The organism is Frankia nepalensis (assembly GCF_016786325.1).
GTDB classification, from domain to species: Bacteria; Actinomycetota; Actinomycetes; order Frankiales; family Frankiaceae; genus Pseudofrankia; species Pseudofrankia nepalensis.
Window position 1 is genome coordinate 1 of record NZ_JADWYU010000167.1, and the last position, 4,631, is coordinate 4,631.

The 4,631-nt window shown below is 75.6% G+C and carries 4 protein-coding genes; 1 reads left to right on the plus strand and 3 read right to left on the minus strand.

Features of this window, described 5'->3' with window-relative positions; all coding sequences use genetic code 11:
* The 3 genes from I6A81_RS25650 to I6A81_RS25660 form a co-directional block, all read right to left on the minus strand.
* Window positions 1-601: hypothetical protein (locus I6A81_RS25650; RefSeq protein ID WP_203010332.1), on the minus strand; the 601-nt coding region annotated here is incomplete at its 3' end.
* Entirely contained in the window at window positions 579-1,466 is an 888-nt protein-coding gene (locus tag I6A81_RS25655; RefSeq protein ID WP_238429656.1) for a LytR/AlgR family response regulator transcription factor, read from the minus strand. The genes I6A81_RS25650 and I6A81_RS25655, both read right to left, overlap by 23 nt.
* Before the next feature lie 239 nt (window positions 1,467-1,705).
* On the minus strand, window positions 1,706-3,043 hold the full coding sequence (locus tag I6A81_RS25660; RefSeq protein ID WP_203004731.1) for a sensor histidine kinase: 1,338 nt from the start codon (window positions 3,041-3,043) through the stop codon (window positions 1,706-1,708).
* Window positions 3,044-3,514: 471 nt separating this feature from the next.
* Between I6A81_RS25660 and I6A81_RS25665 the strand changes: the two genes are divergently transcribed.
* On the plus strand, window positions 3,515-4,363 hold the full coding sequence (locus tag I6A81_RS25665) for an SDR family NAD(P)-dependent oxidoreductase (protein ID WP_203004732.1): 849 nt from the start codon (window positions 3,515-3,517) through the stop codon (window positions 4,361-4,363).
* Window positions 4,364-4,631: the final 268 nt, after the last annotated feature.

The following is a 4,631-nucleotide window of genomic DNA, read 5'->3' on the forward strand; positions in this document are numbered from 1 at the left end:
CGGCCCCCCCCCCCCGGGGGGGCCCCCCCCCCGGGGGGGGGGGGGGGGGGGGGGGGGGCCCCCCCCCCGGCGCCCCCCCCCGGGCCCGCTCGCCACCCACCGGCCGGCCGGACAGCAGGTCGGTGAAGTCACGCTCCGTACGCTCCGCGCCGCGCAGGTAGGCCCGGGACGCGAGAACCAGCGCCGGGTACACCGCGACGCCGAGCACCAGCCAGGGCAGGCCGACGCCGACGCCCGGGAGCCGCGCCGCGGCGAGGTCGGGCACCAGCGCGAACAGCGCGGGCAGCAGGCCGAGCGCCACCCCGAGCGCGACCAGTACTCCGGCGGCGAGCCGGCGCTGGTCACGCAGCAGCCCACGCAGGTAGACGTCCCCGAGCAGGGTCTGCTCGTCCAGGTCGCGGCTGACCGCGCCCCGCGCGACCCGTCCCGGCGCCGGCGTGCCCCGCGGGCCGGTCACCCGCACCCGCCGCCGGGCTCCCCGGGGCTCCTCCCCGGCCGGCGGCGCGGGCCCGGCGGGCCCGGCGGGCTCCGGCGCGGGCGGGCCGGCCAGTAAGGCCTCCTCCGCCGCCGGCGGGCCGTCAGCCGTCGCGTCCGGGGCCACGGGTCAGGCTCGCCGCTCGGATCAGCCGGTCGCGCAGCGCGCGGGTGTGCCGGCGGCTGACCGGGAGCACCCGGTCGCCGAGCCGGACGGCACAGCGCCCGTCCTCCATCCGCAGCTCGTCGACGCAGGCGAGCGCGACCAGCGTGCTGCGGTGGATCCGGACGAAGCCCGCCGCGGCCCAGCGCTCCTCGAGGGTGGACAGCGACACCCGGACGAGGTGCCCGCCGGTGGCCGTGTGCAGCCGCACGTAGTCGCCCTGGGCGACGGCGTAGCGCACCTGGGAGCGGTGCACGAACCGCGTCACTCCGCCGAGCTCCACCGGGAACGTCTCGTCCGCCACAGCCGCGGTCTCGGTCTCGGCCTCGGCCTCGGTCGCGCGGCCGACGACGGCCGCGCCAGGCCCGTCGACCGCGCCGGCGCCGCGTGACGAGGGGCCCACCGGCGCCCGGTGGGCGGAGCGGATCGCCGCGTCGACCCGGCGCACCGCCTCGGCCAGCCGGTCCGGGCGCACGGGCTTGAGCAGGTAGTCGGTCGCCCGCAGGTCGAACGCGTCGACCGCGTGCCCCTCGTGGGCAGTGACGAACACGACCTGCGGCGGCTCGGCGAACCGGCCGAGCACGCGCGCGAGGTCCAGGCCGTCGAGACCGGGCATCCGGATGTCGCAGAACACGGCGTCGAACGGCTCGGCGTCCAGGGCCCGCAGCGCCTCGGCGCCGTCGTCGACCGCGCGCACCAGGCGGATCCTTGGGTCGGCGTCCAGCAGCCAGGCCAGCTCGCCCCGGGCGGGTGCCTCGTCGTCCACCACCAGCACGGCGAGCGCGCCCGGATCCGGCGTCCTGGTCTGGGTGGTAGCCGCTCCCACCATGATCGCAAATGGTAGCCGCTCCATCCCCAGGTATCCAGGGCTCGATCTTCTTTTCGGAAGCCACGCGGCTCAGGAGACTGGTTCACCCGGCCCGCCCGGCTTTCCAGCCCGGGCGGCCCGGGTCCTGGCGGCCGGGCGAACGGTCCGGCCAGGCGGCCAGGCGGCCAGGCGGCCAGGCGGTCGGTCGGTCGGTCGGGCGGGCGGGCGGGCGGGCAGGCGACCGGGCGACCGGGCGCGGCTCAGGGCAGCTGGACGCCGGGGGCGAACTTGGGAACCCGAAAGCTGACCTTGGTGCCGGCGCCGGGAGCGGTCTCGACGACCAGGCCGCACTCGTCGCCGAACACCGAGCGCAGCCGGGTGTCGACGTTGCCCAGCCCGACCGAGTCGCCGACGGACGCTCCGGCGAGCGCCCGGCGCACCACCTCCGGGTCGCTGCCCACGCCGTCGTCCTCGACCCAGATGTGCGCCGCCGCGCCGTCGTCGGTCGCCCCGAGGCAGACGTGCCCGACGCCGGGGCGGCCCTCGATGCCGTGCCGGACGGCGTTCTCCACCAGCGGCTGCACGGCCAGGAACGGGATGACGACCGGCAGCACCTCGGGCGCGACCAGGATCTGCACCGCGAGCCGGTCCCCGAACCGGGCCTTCTCCAGCGCCAGGTAGCGCTCGATGTTGCGCAGCTCGTCGGCGAGCGTGGTGAACTCGCCGCTGCGCCGGAACGCGTACCGGGTGAAGTCGGCGAACTCCAGCAGCAGCTCGCGGGCCCGTTCCGGGTCGGTGCGCACGAACGAGGCGATCGCCGCCAGCGAGTTGTAGATGAAGTGCGGGCTGATCTGCGCCCGCAGCGCGCGCAGCTCGGCCTCGACGGCCCGGGTTCGCGACGCCTCCAGCTCGGCGAGCTCGACCTGGGTGGACACCCAGCGGGCGAGCTCCTCGGTGGCGCGCGCGAGCCCGGCGCCGACCGTGGGCGCGTAGGCGAGCAGCGCGCCGACGACCTCGTCGCCGCTGGTCACCGGCGCGACGACGGCCGCCCTGATCGGGCAGTCCGGGTCGTCGCACCGCCCGCCGCCACGCCCGCTCCCGTCACCGCCCGCCTTCCCGTAACCGTGGGCGTTCCCGTCGCCGTGGGCGTTCCCGTCGCCGTGGGCGTTCCCGTCGCCGTGGGCGTGCTCGTCGCCGGCCGCGGTGGCGTCGAGGTGGGCGGCGGTGAGGACGGCCGTCCGGCCGGCGGTCAGCGCCGGCGCGGCGTGCCGGACGGCGTCCGCGCCGTGGCGCGCCTCGCCCGGGCCGTCCCAGGCCAGCGTGCCGGCCGTGCCCGTGATCGCGACGGCCGACGTCCCGAGCAGCGCGCGCAGGTGGCGTACCGCCCGCGCGGCGCCGACCGGGCCCAGCCCCTCGCGCAGGTGGGGCGCGGCGAGCGCGGCCGTGTGCAGGGTGGCGAACGTCGCGCGTTCCGCCGTCGTCCCTAGACCGGCCGGGCTACGCACCGCCCGCAGCAGCACGAGCACGCCGTGGGTGGCGGCCGCGCCGACGACCACCCCGATCGCCAGCCAGACCAGCTCAAGGTCGCCGATCTCCACCCCGGCACGGTAGCCCGCCAGCCGGACGAAAAGTAGCGCCAACCCTTGAATGGACGACTTCCCGGCAGCAGCGCCGCACAAGGCCCGTCCCGGGGTCTCGGCCAGACCGCGCTACCGCCGATCAGCGCACACATCCGGTGATCATGAACCCTCGGAAGACCCGACGACCTCCTTGATCGTCAGATGTGTGCGCTATCCGGCGATTTCCGTCCGATTTGCCCCCGAATCCCGTACGGATCTGGCGATCTACCCGGCGAACCGGCCGGGACGGGCCCAAGATCGCTGGCTGTGTACGCGGATCGGCGCCCCGGGATCACGTGAACCAAAGATCCACGGAAAGGGCCGTAGCGAGCGCGCGGGGCCACGCGGGGTGGCGGCCCTGATCCTTCGCAAACGTCCGCGCCAGCCCGCGAGGGGCGCAAACTCCCATGTCTACGATTGGCGGAATTGGCCGCCTGGCGGGGGAGACTCGTGGACGACTACCGAGGGCAGACCGCGCTGATCACGGGAGCCTCCTCCGGCATCGGCCTGGCGCTGGCGGAGGGCTTCGCGAAGCGCGGGGCGGACGTCGTGATCGCCGCGCTGCCGAACGAGAAGCTGCCGGCGGCCGCCGCCTGGCTGCGCCGCCGCCACCCGGTGACCGTGCGCGAGATCGGCGTGGACCTCGCCCTCGAGGAGGGCCCGGACAAGCTCGCCGCGATGGTCGCCGAGCTCGGCCTGACGATCGACGTGCTGGTCAACAACGCCGGGTTCGGGACCCACGGCAACTACCACGAGCTCGACCTGGAGCAGAACCACCGCGAGATCATGCTGCTGTGCGCCGCGGTCGAGCGGATGACCCACCTGTTCCTGCCCGGCATGCTCGAGCGGGGCCGCGGCACGCTGATCAACGTCGGCTCGGTGCAGTCCTTCCAGGCCGTGCCGCACATGGCCGTCTACGCGGCGGCGAAGGCGTTCATCCTGTCGTTCACCACCGCGCTGTGGGCGGAGTACCGCGGCACCGGGGTGCGGATCCTGACGCTGTGCCCGGCGCAGACCGACACCGACTTCATGGACGAGCTGGGATTCGAGATGAACCCCGGCGGCCGGCTTCGCACGCCGGAGGAGGTCGTCGCCACCGCCTTCCGCGGCCTGCGGCGCGGCGCCCCCTACGCGGTCGACGGCCACCGCCACGCCCTGACCGCGCACCTCACCGGCGTCCTTCCCCGCGGCCTGGTCGCCCGGATCACCGAGCGGGTCGTCCACCCCAGCAGGATGACCAAGCCCGCCAAGCCCCCTCGCCAGCTCCCCTTCGAGGATCCCGAGCCCACCGCCGCCTGAGCCCTTCCCGCCCCACCAGGCATGATCGCCAGCTCTGGGCCGGATCCCAACCCGGAACCCTGACTTACTTCGGATCCTTGCCCAGGTCCGGCGGTGAGCCCGGCGAGCGCCGCCGACGGTCCGACGCGGGCGACCAACGCCCCCCTCGGGCACCCACCCTGGCAGGCGCGTCCCTCGAACCCTGGCGGACGGACCAGGGTCCCGACCTGTCCGCTGATTCGCGAGCCGGAGGTCGCGTTTTGACAGACAAGTCGTGGGTGGCGGTCCC